Annotated in this window: 15 protein-coding genes; 7 read left to right on the top strand and 8 right to left on the bottom strand. The window is 70.7% G+C overall.

Going from position 1 to position 16747, the window contains the following annotated elements:
- Both EXE51_RS10110 and EXE51_RS10105 read right to left on the bottom strand, forming a co-directional pair.
- Positions 1 to 993: an ABC transporter permease gene (locus tag EXE51_RS10110; RefSeq protein WP_049931400.1), complete on the bottom strand. Its 993-nt coding sequence runs from the start codon at positions 991 to 993 to the stop codon at positions 1 to 3.
- A 28-nt stretch (positions 994 to 1021) separates the two neighbouring features.
- Positions 1022 to 2614 carry an ABC transporter substrate-binding protein gene (locus tag EXE51_RS10105; RefSeq protein WP_137692627.1) on the bottom strand — a complete coding sequence of 531 codons (1593 nt, stop codon included), beginning with the start codon at positions 2612 to 2614 and terminating at the stop codon, positions 1022 to 1024.
- 183 nt (positions 2615 to 2797) lie between these two features.
- On the opposite strand from EXE51_RS10105, the gene EXE51_RS10100 reads away from it, so the two are divergent.
- From EXE51_RS10100 to EXE51_RS10075, 6 genes are all read left to right on the top strand, one after another.
- Positions 2798 to 3253, top strand: coding sequence for a hypothetical protein (locus EXE51_RS10100; RefSeq protein WP_049931398.1), 456 nt, complete (start codon positions 2798 to 2800; stop codon positions 3251 to 3253).
- A gap of 74 nt (positions 3254 to 3327) precedes the next feature.
- Positions 3328 to 4041 carry a phosphoribosyltransferase family protein gene (locus EXE51_RS10095; protein WP_004598137.1) on the top strand — a complete coding sequence of 238 codons (714 nt, stop codon included), beginning with the start codon at positions 3328 to 3330 and terminating at the stop codon, positions 4039 to 4041.
- A gap of 126 nt (positions 4042 to 4167) precedes the next feature.
- Positions 4168 to 5547 carry an NCS2 family permease gene (locus EXE51_RS10090; RefSeq protein ID WP_049931397.1) on the top strand — a complete coding sequence of 460 codons (1380 nt, stop codon included), beginning with the start codon at positions 4168 to 4170 and terminating at the stop codon, positions 5545 to 5547.
- A gap of 85 nt (positions 5548 to 5632) precedes the next feature.
- Entirely contained in the window at positions 5633 to 7117 is a 1485-nt protein-coding gene (locus EXE51_RS10085) for a glycerate kinase (RefSeq protein ID WP_089308049.1), read from the top strand.
- A gap of 20 nt (positions 7118 to 7137) precedes the next feature.
- Positions 7138 to 8196 (top strand): ornithine cyclodeaminase family protein, encoded by a 1059-nt coding sequence (locus EXE51_RS10080; protein WP_137692626.1) that lies wholly within the window; start codon positions 7138 to 7140, stop codon positions 8194 to 8196.
- A 40-nt stretch (positions 8197 to 8236) separates the two neighbouring features.
- Positions 8237 to 8800, top strand: coding sequence for a dihydrofolate reductase (locus tag EXE51_RS10075; protein WP_094553670.1), 564 nt, complete (start codon positions 8237 to 8239; stop codon positions 8798 to 8800).
- A 40-nt stretch (positions 8801 to 8840) separates the two neighbouring features.
- On the opposite strand, the gene EXE51_RS10070 is transcribed toward EXE51_RS10075, so the two are convergent.
- Positions 8841 to 11360, bottom strand: a complete 2520-nt coding sequence (locus EXE51_RS10070) for an extracellular solute-binding protein (protein WP_049931393.1) — start codon at positions 11358 to 11360, stop codon at positions 8841 to 8843.
- A gap of 114 nt (positions 11361 to 11474) precedes the next feature.
- A complete protein-coding gene (locus EXE51_RS10065; protein WP_094494414.1) occupies positions 11475 to 12260 on the bottom strand; it encodes a 23S rRNA (uridine(2552)-2'-O)-methyltransferase in 786 nt (261 codons plus the stop codon).
- Positions 12261 to 12498: 238 nt separating this feature from the next.
- Here EXE51_RS10065 and EXE51_RS10060 point away from each other — a divergent pair, with 238 nt between their 5' ends.
- Positions 12499 to 13857 carry an MEDS domain-containing protein gene (locus EXE51_RS10060; RefSeq protein WP_137692625.1) on the top strand — a complete coding sequence of 453 codons (1359 nt, stop codon included), beginning with the start codon at positions 12499 to 12501 and terminating at the stop codon, positions 13855 to 13857.
- A 7-nt stretch (positions 13858 to 13864) separates the two neighbouring features.
- Here the strand turns inward: EXE51_RS10060 and EXE51_RS10055 are convergent, their stop codons facing one another.
- From EXE51_RS10055 to gatB, 4 genes are all read right to left on the bottom strand, one after another.
- Complete coding sequence (locus EXE51_RS10055) at positions 13865 to 14323, bottom strand: GNAT family N-acetyltransferase (protein ID WP_100050351.1); 459 nt, start codon at positions 14321 to 14323, stop codon at positions 13865 to 13867.
- The gene (locus EXE51_RS10050; RefSeq protein WP_049931388.1) at positions 14320 to 14535 is read right to left on the bottom strand and encodes a ubiquitin-like small modifier protein 2; all 216 of its coding nucleotides are present in this window, start codon (positions 14533 to 14535) and stop codon (positions 14320 to 14322) included. The genes EXE51_RS10055 and EXE51_RS10050 overlap by 4 nt, the downstream gene beginning before the upstream one ends.
- Positions 14536 to 14596: 61 nt before the next feature.
- A complete protein-coding gene (locus EXE51_RS10045) occupies positions 14597 to 14911 on the bottom strand; it encodes a hypothetical protein (protein ID WP_137692624.1) in 315 nt (104 codons plus the stop codon).
- A 70-nt stretch (positions 14912 to 14981) separates the two neighbouring features.
- Entirely contained in the window at positions 14982 to 16469 is a 1488-nt protein-coding gene (gene gatB / locus EXE51_RS10040; RefSeq protein ID WP_137692623.1) for an Asp-tRNA(Asn)/Glu-tRNA(Gln) amidotransferase subunit GatB, read from the bottom strand.
- Positions 16470 to 16747 lie beyond the last annotated feature (278 nt).

The following is a 16747-nucleotide window of genomic DNA, read 5'->3' as shown; positions in this document are numbered from 1 at the left end:
TTAGTCGGTCACCACCTCCGGGTCGAGGTAGGCGTACACAACGTCGACGAGGATGTTGACGAGGACGAAACTCGTCCCGATGACGATGAGGCTCCCCTGGAGCGCGGGCCAGTCCCGCTGGTTGATGCTCTCGATGACCAGCGTGCCGAGCCCGGGCCAGGAGAACACCGCCTCGGTGATCACGGCGCCGCCGATCAGCGTCCCGAGCTGGAGTCCGAGGACGGTGATCACGGGGATGAGGGTGTTCCGGAGCGCGTGTTTGTATCGGATCAGCGTCCGCGGGAGCCCCTTGGCGCGCGCGGCCTGAACGTAGCCCTGGCTGAGTTCGTCCAGCATCCCGGACCGCGTCAGCCGGGTGATGAGCGCCATGAAGTAGGTCCCCAAGGCGATCGCGGGCAGCGTGATGTACGCGAGCCACGTCAGCAGCGTCCCGACGAACGGCTCGGCGTTGACGACCGAGAGGGCGACGTCGCCGACGTCGACCCCGCGGCCGCTGGTGTTGAAGATGTTGAACTCCACCGCGAAGATCAGGATGAGCATGATCCCGAGCCAGAAGTTCGGCGTCGAGATGCCGCCGAGCGACAGCAGTGTCGCGCCGTAGTCGACCGGGTCGTTCCGGTTCGTGGCGCTGATCACGCCGAGCGGGATCGCCAAGACGATCGCCACGACGCTCGCGGCGACGGCGAGTTCCACGGTGGCGGGGAGGCGTTCGAAGACGAGAGTCGTGACCTCCTGTCCGCGGATGTAGGACCGGCCCATGTCGCCCTGGAGCAGCTCGAAGACGTACCGTCCGTACTGGACGTACAGCGGCTGGTCGAGCCCCAGTTCGGCGGCGATCGCCTGCCGCGTCTCCTGTGACGCGTCGAGCGGCGCGACCGCGTTGATCGGGCTCCCGGGGGTGACGAACCGGAGCGCGAACACGACCGTGATGACGCCCCAGACGACGCCGATCCCCTGGAGGCTTCTTTTGAGTGCGAATCTGCCGAGTGACATTACTAACGATATGGAGAGGTGAGTCGCGTTACTGCTGGGTCGCCGTGTCCGGGTCGATGAACTCGTCGGCCCGCGGTTCCCAGGAGATGTCGCTGGAGACGCCGTAGACGCTGAACTGCTGGTGCATGAACACCCACGGCGCGAGGTCGTGGGCGAGCTGGTTCGCCTCCTGGAGGATGTCGACGCGCTCGTCGGGGTCCTCGGTCGCCTCGGCGTCCGTGAGCAGCCCGTCGAGCTCGTCGTTTTTCAGCACCGTCAGCGCGCCCTCGGAGGAGAGCAGCGGTGTCAGCGTCTGGCTGCCGTCGAACTCCGCGTTCCCCCACCCGAGGAGGTTGAAGTGCGGGCGGTCCTCGATGTTCGGCGCAGTGACGTCCTGAACGAGCGAAGAGAACTCACGCTGTTCGACCTCACAGGAGACGTTCGACAGCGAGTCGATCTGGCTGGCGGCCGCCTGCGCGATCTGGACGTCGCGGAGGTACCGGCCGATCGGCGTCTCAAGCGTGATTTCGACGCCCGCGTGCCCCGACTCCTCGACGAGCCGCTCGGCCTCGTCGGGGTCGTACGGATACGGGTCGATGTCGGGGTTGTAGCCGACGTGGCCGTCGAGGGTCGGCTGGGAGGTGATGTTGCCGAAGCCGTTGAGCACGTTCTCGATGATACTCTCGACATCGACCGCGTGGTTCATCGCCTGCCGGAACTGCTGGCTGGAGAACGGCTCCACGTCGTAGCGCATCTGGAGGAAGATGATCCGCGCGCTCGCAACGGAGTTGATCGTCGCCACGTCGGAGCTGTTCACCCGCGACACCTCGTTCGGCGGTACGTTCGTCACGATGTCCGTCTCCTCCGCGAGCAGCTGGTTGACCCGCGTGCTCGACTCGCTGGAGGCGGTCATGGTGAGCTCGTCAACCTCGGGCGCGCCGTCCCAGTACTCCTCGTTGGGCTCGTAGACGACTTGGTTCCCCGACTCGTAGTTCGTGAGGCGGAACGGCCCCGTCCCGTTGGCGTTCCGGTTGATGTAGTCGCCGCCGTTCTCCTCGACCCACGACTGCTGCATGATCGGGCCGTTCGTCGCGAACAGCTGGAAGGCGATCGGGTTGAACCCCTCGAAGGAGACCGTCACCTGCCCGTCGCCGGTCGTCACCTCGTCGACCAGGCCGAGGTCGTTGGACTGCGGGCTGACGATCCCGACGTCCTCGAAGACGATCCGGCGGATGCTGTACCGGACGTCCTGCGGCGTGACCTCGTCGCCGTTGTGGAAAGTGATCCCGTCGCGCAGCATGAACTGGACGCTGCCGTCCTCGGTGCGCTCCCACTCGTTGGCGAGGCCGGCGATGATGCCGCCCTCCTTGTCGCGGTCGAGGAGGCCCTCGTACAGCTGGCCGACGATGATCTCGGTGTTCGTCTCGGCGTGGTCCTGCGGGTCGAGCCCGGAGTCCATCTGGCCCATGGTGACGCCGAGTTCGAAGCTGTCGCCGCCGCCGTCGCCACCGTCGCCGCCGTCGCCGCCACCGTCGCCGCCGTCGCCGCCTCCGGAACAGCCTGCGAGACCGACAGCACCGGCCGTTCCGGCGTACTTGAGCACCGTCCGCCTGTCGACATGATCGTCGTTGTCAGTAGGCATAGGCGATCCCATACGATAGAGAGTTATGAACCTACCGGCAGACCCGGCCCCTTTCGGCCCGACTGCCAACGGTCCGTCGACGGTAGCGCAGACGGGTCGGGGGCGAGCGCGGGTACGCGGGACAGGCACGATACGAGTCGGAAACCGACGCTTATGTACGGACGTGGGCGATAGCCGCGCGACATGGACGTACCCGATCCCGGACCGCGGTGGGGAGCGGTCGAGGAGGACGCGGAGTCGACGGCAGCGGCGTACCGAGAGCGCGGCTGGACCGCCGTCGCCGGACACCCCGGACAGGTGAACCCGGTCGCCGACGCGGCCCGCGTCGACGTGTTGTTACCGGAGTCGGAGTTCGAGGCGGCGCTCGAGGCGGTCGACGAGGCCGCGATCGACGGCGTCGACGTGTACGCGGGCGCCGCGGACGGCGTCGCGTACCGGCTGGTGGTCGCGACCGACGAGGCGGCGGAGGTGGCGCTCTGTATTCCGACGTACATCGGCGACGAAGACCTCGCCTCGCTGCGCGCGGCCGCGGCGGCGAACGGCGCGCTCACGGTCCGGCTGCGCCCGCTCGACGACCGCGACCACGTCGCGATCGCGATCGACGACCCCGCGGTGTTCTTCGACGCGCCCGAGTCGTGAGAACCACACTCGTGGGGTGTTCTCCCCGCGTGTGACTTCGACATGTTCATACTTGTGCGATCGCGATCATTAGTATGAACCGCGCAGAGAAGGCGGCCCTCCAGCTACAGGCGGTCGCCGTGTTGCGGATGCTGAAGGAGACGCGAACGTACGAGGAGCTGTCCGCGGTGACCGGGCTGCCCGCTGGCGACCTGAACCGGTACGTGAACGGGCACGTCCTGCCCGGCACCGACCGCGCGAGCGAGGTGGTCGAGTCGGTCGGGCGCGAGGCGCTCGCCGACGAGCTGGTCGCGCGCGTCGAGTTCGACGACGAAGGCTACGTCGACAACTCCGGCGTCGTCTTCGACCAGTCGTTCCTCGACCTCGTGGCGCCTGTGGCGGCGGAGACGTTCGAGTTCGAGTCGCCGGACGTGGTGTTGACGGCCGCGACGGACGGGATCACGCTCGGCGCGGCGATGGCCTCCTTCTTCGACGCGCGCCTGGCGTACGCGAAGAAGTCGAAGGAGACCGCCGTCGAGGAGTTCATCGAGTCGCGCCAGCGGCTCGCCTCGGGCATCGAGCTCACCTACTACCTCCCCGCGAGCGCCATCGACGCCGGCGACACGGTGTTGGTCGTCGACGACCTGATCCGGTCGGGCGAGACGCAAGAGCTCCTCTTGGACATCGCGCTCCAAGGCGACGCTGACGTTACCGGCGTGTTCGCGCTCATCGCCGTTGGCGACGAGGGGATGGACCGCGCGCGAGCGATCACCGACGCGCCGGTCGGCGCGCTGACCACGTTCGAGTAGCCACGTTCGCGCATACTCTTCGAGAATAAACAGGACTTTTTCGCGTTTTAATGCGCGTTTGTGTATATCTGAGCGCTTCGTTCAGCAAAGCTTATCACTCGATCCCGGGGAACATCTACCCGTTCAATGGGCCTTTCAGACACGCTCGCCGAGCGGTTCGACGTGGAGTCGCACGGGTCGGACGTCCGCACCGAACTGGTCGCCGGGCTCACGACGTTCCTCGCGATGTCGTACATCATCGTCGTGAACCCGTTCATCCTGGCCGACGCGATCCAGATCCCCGGGTACGAGTTCTTCGAGGTGGTCCAGATGATCGCCATCGCGACCGTCCTCTCGGCGGCGGTGGGGACGGCCGTGATGGCGCTGTACGCGAACCGGCCGTTCGGGCTCGCGCCCGGGCTCGGGCTCAACGCCTTCTTCGCGTACACCGTCGTGCTGGGGCTCGGCGTGCCGTGGCAGACGGCGCTGGCCGCCGTCTTCGTCGAGGGGGTCCTGTTCATACTCCTGACCCTCGTCGGCGCGCGCGAGTACGTCATCCGGCTGTTCCCGGAGCCGGTGAAGCGCTCGGTCGGGGCCGGCATCGGCCTGTTCCTGCTTTTCATCGGGCTTCAGGAGCTCCAGATCGTCGTGCCGGACGAGGCGACGCTGGTCACGCTCGGCGGCGTCTTCGCGAACCCGTGGGCGATCCTCGGGGTCTTGGGGCTGGTGCTGACGTTCGTGCTGTGGGCGCGGAACGTCACGGGCGCCATCGTCATCGGCATCGCGACCACATCGATTGCCGGCTGGGCGCTCACTCTCGGCGGCGTCTTCGCCCGCGGGACGGTCACGCCGGAGACGCTGCCGTCGGCGCAGTACGACATCACGCCGCTCGCGGGCGCGTTCGTCGACGGGCTGGCGAACATCGACCCGCTCACGTTCGTGCTGGTCGTATTCACGTTCTTCTTCGTGGACTTCTTCGACACCGCGGGGACGCTCATCGGCGTCTCGCAGTTCGGCGACTTCCTCGACGATGACGGCGACCTCCCCGACATGGACAAGCCGCTGATGGCCGACGCCGTCGGGACCACCTTCGGCGCGATGGTCGGCACCTCGACGGTGACGACGTTCATCGAGTCGTCCGCGGGCGTCGAGGAGGGCGGTCGCACCGGGCTCACCGCCCTGGTCGTCGCCGCGCTGTTCCTCGCGTCGCTCGCCGTGATCCCCGTCGTCGCCGCGATCCCCGAGTACGCCTCCTTCATCGCGCTGATCGTCGTCGGCGTGATGATGCTTCAGGGGCTCGTCGAGGTCGACTGGGACGATCCCGCGTGGGCCGTCTCCGCCGGGCTCACGGTCACCGTGATGCCGTTCGCCTACTCCATCGCCGACGGGCTGGCGGCCGGTATCGTCGCGTACCCGATCATCAAGCTCGCGGTCGGCGAGGGCGACGAGGTCGCGCTCGGGCAGTACGCCATCGCCGCGCTGCTGGCGGTCTACTACGTCCTCTCGACCGCCGATCTCATCCTCTGAGCGGGGCCGGGCGGGGCTCCTCCGGGCGCCTCGGCGGAGTCCTCTTGAAGCGTCGGAACGCAGACGGGAATGAGCGATCCGACCCATGTCTGACGCACCCGACGACGCCGACCGTTCCGTGACCGTCGCGGACCGCGAGGGACACGCGGGCGATCCGGTCCGCGAACTCGCGCTCGACTGCGTCGTGGCCGGCATCGAGGCGGCGCACCCGGCCGGAGTGGTCGACGACGCCCTCGCGCTGGACGGCGACCGGCTGACGGTCGCGGGCGTCGAGGACGCGAACACGGCCCACGACGACGCGACGGCCGCCTACGACCTCGCCGCGTACGACCGCGTGCTGGTCGTCGGGGCGGGCAACGCGGCGGGCCACTTCGCGGCCGCGGTCGAGCGGCTCCTCGGCGGCCGGATAGCTGAGGGCGCGGTAGTCACGGACGACCCCGTCGAGACCGAGCGGGTCGCCGTCCTCCCCGGCGACCACCCGACGCCGAGCGAGACGGGCGTCGAGAGCGCCCGTCGGGTGCGGGCGCTCACGGCCGACGCCGGCGCCGACGACCTCGTGATTGGCCTGCTCACGGGCGGCGGGAGCGCGCTGCTGGCCGCGCCCGCCGACGGGATCGGGCTTGACGGCCTGCGCGAGACGACCGAGGCGCTGCTGGCCAGCGGCGCGACTATCGACGAGATCAACGCGGTCCGCAAACACCTCTCGGCGGTGAAGGGGGGACGGCTGGCCCGGGCGGCCGCCCCCGCCGACGTCCTCGGCCTCGCGATCAGCGACGTGACCGGCGACGACCCGGCGGTGATCGCGAGCGGCCCGCTCTCGCCCGACCCGACGACCTACGCGGACGCGAACGCGGTCCTCGACCGGTACGGGGTCGACACCCCGGACGCCGTGACCGCGCGGCTCGATCGCGGCGCCGCAGGCGAGGTCGCGGAGACCCCCGAGACGGGCGACCCAGCGTTCGACGGCGTCGGGGTCCGGATCGTCGCGAGCGCGCGGACGGCCCTGAACGCGGCCCGGGAGGTCGCCGCGGCACGGGGGTACGACCCGCTCGTGCTCTCCTCGCGGGTGCGTGGCGAGGCGCGGGAGGCGGCGAAAACCCACGCGGCGGTCGCCGAGGAGTGCCGGGCGGCGGGCGACCCGGTCGCTCCGCCCGCGGTCCTCCTCTCGGCCGGCGAGGTGACGGTGACGCTCGGGGCGGACCCCGGCGAGGGCGGGCCGAACGGGGAGTTCGCGCTGTCGGCGGCGGCCGAGCTCGACGCGTCGGGGCGCGACAGCGAGGGGATCGCCGTCGCGAGCGTCGACACCGACGGTATCGACGGCGCGACGGACGCGGCCGGCGCGCTGATCGACGACCGCCTCGTCGGCGACGGCCCCGAGGCCACCCTGAGCCGCGATGCGGCCGCGGCCGCGCTCGACGAGCACGACGCGTACCCGCTGCTCGACGGGGCGGACGCGCTGGTCCGCACGGGACCGACCGGGACGAACGTCAACGACCTGCGCGCGGTGGTGGTCGGCGGACGCGTTGCGGGGTCTGAGGCGAGCGGATCGCGTTCGGAAGGGACTAAGTGACGGCCGGCGAATTTTGCGGCATGCAGACGCTGCTCCTCAACGCAGACGACGTAGACGAGAACGCCGAGATGGACCGGGTAATCGACGCGGTCCGCGGCGCGTTCACCGCCTACGAGCGCGGCGACGCCAAGATGCCGGCGAAGTCGTACATCGATCTGCCCGAGTACAACGGCGACTTCCGGTCGATGCCCGCCTACCTCGATGTCCGTGAGGAGGACGTCGCCGAGGAGACGGCGACCGGCGACGGGTGGGACGCAGCCGGGATCAAGTGGGTGAACGTCCACACCGACAACCCCGCCGACCACGACCTCCCGACCGTGATGGGGACGATGATCTACTCCGACCCCGAGACGGCGTTCCCGTTGGCGGTCCTCGACGGGACGACGCTGACGATGAAACGCACCGGCGCGGCCGCCGCGGTCGCGACCGACCACCTCGCCGTCCCCGACGCGAGTTCGCTCGGGATCGTCGGCGCCGGCGTCCAGTCGTACACCCAACTCGAAGCGGTCTCGACGGTGCGGGACATCGAGGAGGTCGTCGTGAGCGACCTCGACGAGGAACGCGTCGCCAACTTCCTCGACGCCTTCGGGGACCGGTTCGACGTGCGCGCGGGCTCGGTCTCGGAGGCGGGCCACTGCGATATCCTCTCGACGGTGACGCCGGTCGAGAGTCCGATCGTCGGTCCCGAGGACGTGGGCGACCACACGCACGTCAACGCGATGGGCGCGGACGCGGAGGGGAAACACGAGCTCGCGGACGACCTCCTCGTCGACGCCACGGTCGTCATCGACGACCACGAGCAGTGCACCCACTCGGGCGAGATCAACGTCCCCTACGCCGCGGGGACGCTCACCGACGACGACATCTACGGCGAGATCGGCGAGATAGTCGTCGGCCGTCGGGCGGGCCGTCCCGGGACGCCGGGGACGCCCGCCGACGGCGACGGCGTGAGCGGCGTCAGCGTCTTCGACTCGACGGGGCTCGCGATTCAGGACGTGGCGGCCGCGCGCGTCGTCTACGAGCGCGCCGACGAGCTGGACAACGGGTACCCGTTCGACCTGCTGGGCCTCGACGGCTGAACGACGGGCCGCTTTTGTCTCCTCGCCGCGTACGTCGGCCGTGAGACTCGTCAGCGTCGCGGCGCTCGCGGAGAACCGGGTGATCGGGAGAGACGGCGAGGTGCCGTGGCCGCACATCGAGGCGGACGTGCGGCAGTACCGCGAGCGCGTCGCGGAGTCACCGGTGATTCTCGGCCGACGCACGTTCGACTCGATGCGCGGCGACCTGCCCGGACGCCGCCAGATCGTCGTGAGCCGGAGCGTCGACGCGGTCGACGCGCCGACGGCGCTCGTCGCGAGCGGCGTCGAGGAGGCGCTCGCGGCGGCCCGCGACGTCGTCGGGGACGCCCCCGCCGAGCGGGAGCGCGTGCCCGCCGAGACCAGTCCGGCGTCGGGGCCGGTCGAGGCGTCGGACCAGGGGGACGAGACGGTCTACGTCCTCGGCGGCGGCGGCATTTACGAGCTGTTCCAGCCGCACCTCGACGGGATGGCCCTCAGCCACGTCGAGGGCGCGTTCGACGGGGACACGTACTACCCGGCGTGGGACGAGGCGGAGTGGGACGTGGCCGAAGAGACGGCGTACGACCGGTTCACGCTGCGCGAGTGGGTCCGTCGGGCGCGCTAAGCGGGTTTCTCTCGGCCTTTTTGATCGCCCGCGACAGCGACTACGCCCCGCCGTCGCGCTCGGCCGCGTAGCGTTCGAGCTGGACGGCGGTGCTGTCGGCGAGGCGCTCGACCGCGGACTCGACCCCGTGCTCGCGGGCGTCGACCGACGCCTCGGCGGCGAGCGTCCGGACCGTGTCGAACGGACCGATCCGCGCGCCCGTCGTGGCCGCCGCGTCCTCGGCGTCGAGCAGCTGGTCTATCGCGGTGCGGTAGCCGGGGTTCTCGTCGAACCACCCCTGGCGGTCGAGCCGGTCGATCGCGCCCTCGTGGACCGGGAAGTAGCCGGTCTCGCGGTGCCAGCGCGCCTGCCGTTCCGGGGCCGCGAGCCAGGCGAGGAACGCCGCGGCGGCGCGCTGCTCCGCCGGCGACGCGCCGTCCGCGACCCACAGCGATCCCCCGCCGACGACGACGCCGTGCCGCTCGTCGGCGACCGGGAAGTAGCCGACGCCGACCGGGAAGGAGGCGCCCTCCCGCACGTCGACCATCGCGGAGGTGGAGCCGATGAGCATCCCGGCGCGCCCCTCCTGGAACGCCTCGCGGGCCTGCCCGCGGGCCTCGATGCCGGGGTCGTGGTACAGGCCGTCGGCGGCCATCTCGGCGATCCAACGGTAGATCCGCTCGCCGACGGGTCCGTCGAACCGGCTCTCCGCCGGCGTGCCGCCCCGACCGTTGTCGGCGTCGACGAGGGGTTCGCCGGCCTCGGCGAACCACTGCTCGATAAACCACGAGTACGTCGCGAACGTGATCCCCGTCTCGGTCGCGCCGCGCTCGACGAGCCGCTCGGCGCAGCGCCGGACCTCGTCGAACGTCTCGGGCGGGTCGTCGGGGTCCAGTCCGGCCCGCTCGAACGCCGCCCGGTCGTAGTACAGCACGGGCGTCGACGCGTTGAACGGCATCGAGTGGAGCACCCCGTCCGTCCGGTAGTAGTTCGCGACGGGGTCGAGCAGGTCGTCGGCGTCGAGGGCGACGCCGGAACCGCTCGCGGCGGCGGGCCCGCCTCGGGCGACGCGCCCGGATTCGGCGTCGAGGAGGCGCTCGACGGGCGTGAACGCCCCGCTGTCGAGCGCGCGCTGGGTGCCGATCTCGTAGAGGTGGGCGATCGCCGGCGGCTCGCCCCGGTCCGCCGCCGCGAGCGTCGCCTGGAACGCGCCGCGGTAGCTTCCCTTCGAGGCGGGGCGGACCGCGACCCCGTCGGTCTGAGCGGCGAACTCGGCGGCGAACTCGTCGAGGAGCCGCGCCTTGCGGCCGCCGAACGCGTGCCAGAAGTCGAGGACGACCGCGTCGTCGTCGGCGGTCCCGTCGGCGTCGTACGCGTCGAGCGCGTCGTCTAAGGTCCCGGTCCGGTCGGCGAGCGTCGACGCGCCGGCGGCCACCTCCGCCAGCGACGTCTTCTGCGCGTGCGCGACCGCGGTGGCGTCGCCCGCGTCCGCGGCCGTCTCCTCGGCGAGGTCGCCGACCGACTCGACGGCGTCGACCACCGCCTCGATCGAGGTCGCCTGGTCGTCGGTCGCGTCGCGGATCTCCGCGACGCCGCTCGTCGTCTCCGAGACGTCGTCGGCGAGGTCGGTGAACGCCTCCAGCGCCGCCTCGGCCGTGCGGATCCCCTCGTCGGCGCGCTCGCGCATCTCGGCCATCTCGTCGACGGTCGCGTCCGTCTCCGCGCGAACCGACCGTATCGACGACTCGATCTCGCCGGTCGCCTCTCGCGCCTCCTCCGCGAGGCCCTTGACCTCCTCGGCGACCACCTCGAAGCCGGCCCCGGCCTCGCCGGCGCGGGCGGCCTCGATCGAGGCGTTGAGCGCGAGGATGTTCGTCTCGTCGGCGATGTCCTGGATCAGGTCGGTGACGTCCTCGATCGCCGCGACCTCCGACTCCAGCGTTTCGACCCGTTCGAGGGCCTCCTCGGTCCGCTCGTCGACGACGCGGAGGTCCTCGATCGCGGCCGTCGCGGCGTCGGTCCCCTCGTCGGCCCGCTCGGCGACGTCGGCCGCGGTCTCGGCCACCTGGTCCGCGGAGGCGGCGACCTCCTCGGTGGCGGCCGAGACGGTCTGGAGCTCGCTCGTCGCGGCCGCGATGTCGTCGCGCTGGCGGGTCGCGGCCGACTCGATCTCGTCGACCGCGGCGTACACCTCTTCGCTCTGGTCTTTCGCCCGGTCGACGTTCGACCGGACGTGCTCGGTCGCGCCAGCGACCTCGTCGCCGAAGCCGTCGGCGTCGGACACCGTCTCCGCGACCCCCTCGACGAACTCGTTGAGCGTCGCCGCGAGCGCCGCCGCCTCGCCGTCGGTCTCCGCGGCCGGGAACCGGGCCCCGAGGTCGCCGTCGGCGAGACGCTCCGCGACCTCCCGGAACGCCTCGGCCGGCACGTCGCCGTCGGACGTTCCCGACGGGTGCGCCGCCTCCGACGAGACGCCGCCGTCGGTGGTCGCGTCGGGGTCTGTCGTCGAGCGGTCTCCGTCGGCGGCACCGCGATCGGACGTGCCGCGATCGGAGCCTGTGCGTGCGTCGTCACTGTTCATTTGTCGTCACTCTCCGGCCGGGGTACATAAGATCGAGAGTCAGATTATTCCGACTGATAGCGACCGCGCGGACGGGAGGGGCGGGCGGGAGCGAGCGCGACCGGCGATGCCTGCTCAGGCCGACGGCTCCGCGTCGTCGACGGGCTCCGCGAAGCCGAACCGCGGCTTGACGTCGGTGACCTCGACCGCGAGCGTCTCGCCGACGTCGGCGTCGACGAACAGGGTGTAGCCGTCGACGTAGGCGATGCCGTCCCCCTCGTCGCCCTCCTCCTCGACGGTCACCTCGATCCGCTCGCCCTCGGCGACCGGCGAGGTGGTGTACCCCTTCGCGACGAGGTACACCTCCGAGGAGGCGTCCCGCGAGGCGGGCGGCGAGACGGTCCGGACGTACTGGAACGACTCGCTCACGTCGTCGCGGAAGGCGTCGAGGTCCTCGCCCTGGAACACCTTCACGACGAAGTCGCCGCCGGTCGCGAGCAGTTCGTCGGCGGTGTCGAGCGCCTGCCGCGCGAGGTGGACCGAGCGGGCGTGGTCGAGGGAGTACTCGCCGGTCATGTTCGGCGCCATGTCACTCGCGACGACGTCCGCGCCGGCCTCCCCGACCGCCTCGCGCAGGTAGTGCCGGGTGCGCTCCTCGGTCATGTCACCGCGGATCGTCTCGACGTCGCCCTCGTCGAGGTCCTCGATGCGCTGGAGGTCGACGCCGACGACGGTGCCGCCCTCCCCGACCTCCTCGGCGGCGACCTGGAGCCACCCGCCGGGCGCGGCCCCGAGGTCGACCACGGTGTCGCCGGGGGCGAGCAGGTCCGCCTCCTCGTCGAGCTGTTTCAGCTTGTAGGCGGACCGGGCGCGGTACCCCTGCTGTTTGGATCGGTTGTAGTAGTCGTCTTTCCCGCTCATGGCGTCATCACCGCAGGCGGACGCGGGGCCACCGAGATCGGGGTGGAGGTAGCGCTCATACCCGTAACGACGGGGGCGACCGGGAAATGAACGTCGGATGCGGGCGACGGCGGCACAGTGCGACTTGACCGAGATCCGCCGCGGCGTCTCCCGCTGAATCTCGCCGTGATGAGCGGAGACACATCGGTTGCGGGCGTCAATTGTTTTTCAGCATCCGGCCTTTACGATAGCTGTTCAGATGACCACCGCAGGCGAGTCGACCGGCTCCACGGCCCGGCCGCGGGCGGACCTGCGCGCCGAGTTCGCCGACTGCGACCTCGACCGCCACCTCGCGCTGTTTTACGAGTCGACGGCGACGCAGCTCGACACCGTGGCCGCGTTCCTCTCGTACGGGCTCGAGACCGGGCATCGGTGCGTGTACCTCGTCGACGCGAACCCCCGATCGCGGATCGAGAACGCGCTGCGCGCGGAGGGCGTGGACGTGGCGGCGAAGCTCGACGCCGGGGACCTCGCGATCCGCGACGCGTCGGAGGTGTATCTCGACGAGGGCTTCGAACGCGACGGAACCGTCGCCGAGCTGCGGTCGGAGGCGGAGCGGAGCGCCGCCGAGGGGTACGAGGGGTTGTGGGTCGCCGGCGAGAACACGTGGGCGTTCGACGGCGAGACATCGTTCGACGAGGTCGTCGACTTCGAGGTCGCGTTCGACGCCGCGTGTCCCGACTTCGCGGTGACTGCGCTGTGCCAGTACGACCTCCGTCGGTTCGACGAGGCGGCGGCCGCGAAGGCGCTTCGAACCCACCAGCAGATCGTTTACGACCGCACGCTGTGTGAGAACCCGTTCCACGTCTCCCCCGAGGAGTACCGCTCCGAGGAAGGGGGGGCCGACGCCCGGATCATGCTGAAGCAGGCTCGCGGGATCGCGGAAAGCAACCGAGAGCTTCGTCGGCGCGAGCAGCGGCTCAGTGTGCTCAGCAGAGTGTTACGCCACAACATCCAGAACGACCTCAACGTCGTTCGTGGGGCACTCGAAGACTTGACGGGAAGCGAGTCGCTGACCGCCGCGGAGGCCGACCTCGTCGCCGCCGCCGCGAGACACGCGGACGCCGTCATCGAAACGGCCGAGAAGGCCCGGTACATCCAGCAGACCATCGGGAGTTCGGAGGTCGAGCCAACCCCTCTCGGGCCGGTGATCGAGCGGGCGGTCGAAGAGGTGCGGTCGGAGCACCCGAACGCACGGATCCGGACCCCCGACTCCTCGGATCAGGTCGTCCTCGCGGACGTGAACCTCGACATCGCCCTCGAAGAGGCGATCCGGAACGGAATCGTCCATCAGGACGATCCGGCGCCGACGGTCTCCGTCGCGGTGTCGACCCCGGCGAGCGAGCGGGTTCGCGTCGAGGTTCGGAACCCCGGGTCGATACCCGACCACGAGCTCCGGTGTTTCCGCGAGAGGGGTGAGACGCCGCTGGCCCACGGGAGCGGGCTGGGGCTCTGGCTCGTTCGATGGATCGTCGAGTCGGCTCACGGGACGGTCGAGTTCGCCAACGACGACGACCGAACGCGGGTCCGGTTCGACCTGTACCGGGTCGCCGACTGAACGCCGATCAGCCACCGTCGACCCGGGTCCGGCCGACTCGCCGCCCCTCGTCCGCGCCCGCACCGTCGACCGCGAACCCCAACGCCGCGTAGAACTCGGCTAGGTCGGCGTCGAACCGGGCGGTGACGGTCTCGACCGCGGGGTCCGACTCGGCCCGATCGACCGCGGCCGCGACGAGCCGGGAGCCGATCCCCTCTCCTCGGCGCACCTGCCTGACCGCGACGGCGTCGACGTGGAGCCGGTCGGGATCGGGCCGCACGGCGACCAGCGCGCCGACGACTCCGCCGGTGCGCGTCGAGCGCGCGACGATGACGTCTCCGGCCGCGATGCGGTCGTCGACGGTGGCGGCGTCGGTCTCCAGCATCGCGGCGTCGAGGATCCGGAGGACGTCGAGCCGGTCGGCCGCGGTCGCCGGCTTCACGGTCACGTCCTCCGGCGCGGTCGGAAGGTCTCGGTCTTCGGTCACGCGTCGCCCGTCGCGCCGCCCTTGATCAGCCGGAGCACTCGGACCTCCTCGGCGTCGACGACGCGGTCGCCCGGGACCGGCGAGCCGTCGACGAGCGCCGACGCCTCCTGCGGGTGGTAGCCCGCGGCGCGGATCAGGTCGTCGTACGTCGCGTCGGCGGCGAGGCTGTACTCGTCGACCCCCTCGCCGACGACCTCGACGGTCACGTCCATGAGCGCGGTAGCGGGCGGGCGGGCGTCAATCGTACGGTTTCGGCGGGGCGCGTCGAACGCCTCAACCGGCGTCGGGGGCGCGGCCGCTCCACTTCCAGAGGAACCACCCGACTGCGGCGGCGATCGCGACCGTCGCCAGCGCGCCGGGGCGGGGGACCGCGCCGGTCCACGCGTTAACGACGATCAGGCCGCTCGCGGCCGCCGAGACGATGAGGACCGCGGCCGCGTCGCGGGCGAGGTCCGCCTCGCGCTCCGGCGGGAGGTCGCCGTCGTAACCGGCGATCAGGTCCACGGCGCCGCGGCGATAGATCGCCCACGCGAGGAGGAGACAGAAGCCGGTGACGTGGCCGACGACGACGGTTTCGACGATTGCCATGGCGGAGGGAAATGCTGCGGCGTGGCGGGGGAGTTGATCCGGCGGGAGCGATTCGAGCGGTCCGGCCGGCTCAGCCGTCCAACTCTTCGCGGAGCAGCCCGTTCACCTGACCGGGGTCGGCGCTGCCGCCGGTCGCCTGCATCACCTGGCCGACGAGGAAGTTGATCGCGCCCTCGTCGCCGTCGTGGTAGTCGCTCACGGCGTCGGGGTTCTCGTCGACGGCGGCCGCGACGGCGGCCTCGACCTCGCCGCTCTCGGCCTTGCCGAGGTCCTCGCGGTCGATGACCGTCTCGGGGTCGTCGCCCTCGTCGAGCATCTCACGGAGCACGACCTCCTCGGCGTTCTTCACGGTCAGCTCGTCGGCGGCGACGAGCTCGATCAGGCGGGTGAACTCGTCGAGCCGCCCCTCCACGTCCGTGATCGCCATCTCGCGGTAGTTGAGCTCGCCGAGCAGGTTGTCGGCGACCCACGTCGCGGCGAGGTCGGGGTCGAACTCGCTCGCCACGTCCTCGAAGAAGTCCGCGACCGCCTTCGTGGAGGTGAGCTTGGAGGCGGCCTCGCGGTCTAACCCGTACTCCTCGCGGAAGCGCTCGCGGCGGGCGTCGGGGAGCTCCGGGATCGCGATCTGTTCCTTCCAGTCGGCCACCTCAAGCGCGGGCAGGTCGCCCTCGCGGAAGTAGCGGTAGTCCTTCTCGGCCTCCTTCGACCGCATGCCGACGGTGACGCCGCGGTCCTCGTCCCAGTGACGCGTCTCCTGTTCGATCTCGCGGCCGCGACGCAGGACGTTCTCCTGTCTGGTGACCTCGTACGCGAGCGCCTGCTCCGCGCCCTTGTGGCTGGAGATGTTCTTCACCTCGGCGCGGTTCACGTCGTCGAGCGCGTCGCCCGTGATCGACCCGTCGTCGGCAACGTGCTCGGCGGGGACGAGCGAGACGTTAGCGTCGACGCGCAGGCTCCCGTCGCGGCCGGGGTCGAACACGCCGAGGTACTCCAGGACCTCCTCCAGCTTCGCGAGGAACGCGCGCGTCTCGGCCGGCGAGCGGAAGTCCGGCTCCGTGACGATCTCCATCAGCGGCGTGCCGGCGCGGTTGTAGTTCACCAGCGTGTGGGTGGCCGACTCGATGGAGCCGCCGGCGTGCTGGAGGCTGCCGGGGTCCTCTTCGAGGTGCGCGCGGGTGATCCCGATCGTCCGCGGGTCGCCGTCGACGCGGACCTCCAGCTCGCCGTCGGCGCAGATCGGCGCGTCGTACTGGGTGAGCTGGAAGTTCTTCGGGAGATCGGGGTAGTAGTAGTTCTTCCGGTGGAACGTGGTCGTCTCGGGGATGTCGGCGTCGATCGCCTTCCCGACCTTCACCGCGGCCTCGACGGCGGCCTCGTTGAGGACGGGGAGCGCGCCCGGTAGCCCGAGGCAGGTCGGACAGGTGCGCGTGTTCGGCGCCTCGTCGTCCTCGGGCTCCGTCGAACAGCCGCAGAAGATCTTCGTGTCGGTCTCGAGCTGGACGTGGACCTCCAACCCGATCACGACCGTCCGGTCCGTCGTCGCAGCCTGCGTACTCATTACCCGCCCGTTGTGAGCGGGTCGCCTAAATCGTGTCGGGACAACGGCCGCCGGGGCGAACGCCCGACGACGCTCTCAGATCCGAAAACCCGGTGGGAACGATTATCAGGAGGCCGCTCGTACCTTGCGCGATGAGTGAACCGACGACCTTCGCGGGCCCCGGCCGGGCCAGTGCGACGACGCGCCAGCGGCCGCCGCTCGGTCGCGCGAGACGAGCGGCCAACAGGGTGGATGGCCGCTGAGGAACCCGCCGGCCGCGGGCGACCGCCGCGGTGCCG

It is taken from the genome of Halorubrum sp. CGM5_25_10-8B, assembly GCF_005435095.1.
GTDB lineage: Archaea > Halobacteriota > Halobacteria > Halobacteriales > Haloferacaceae > Halorubrum > Halorubrum ezzemoulense.
This window is presented reverse-complemented; position numbering and strand designations above follow the sequence as displayed.